Annotated in this window: 1 protein-coding gene; it reads left to right on the top strand. The window is 54.0% G+C overall.

Annotation, left to right across the window (positions count from 1 at the left end):
- A partial coding sequence (locus H6A12_RS13170) for an SH3 domain-containing protein (protein ID WP_204448446.1) occupies positions 1-311 on the top strand: 311 nt, incomplete at both ends.

Below are 311 nucleotides of genomic sequence, written 5' to 3'. Positions count from 1 at the left end.
CGCCGAGCACGCCTGCAACCAAAACAGGTTATTCCACCGGCGATCGTGTGCGCATCCGTTCGCTCGCTTCCACCTCTTCCTCGATTCTTACGCACGTAAACCGCGGTGACTCCTTTACGGTACACGGTGAATCGCGGAACGGATGGTATGCTGTCACGCTCAAAGATGGTACGAAAGGTTATATTTCCGCTGATTATGTATCATTCACTGCGCCGAGCACGCCTGCAACCAAAACAGGTTATTCCACCGGCGATCGTGTGCGCATCCGTTCGCTCGCTTCCACCTCTTCCTCGATTCTTACGCACGTAAAC

The organism is Merdimmobilis hominis (assembly GCF_016901855.1).
Taxonomy (GTDB): domain Bacteria; phylum Bacillota; class Clostridia; order Oscillospirales; family Ruminococcaceae; genus Paludihabitans.
This window is presented reverse-complemented; position numbering and strand designations above follow the sequence as displayed.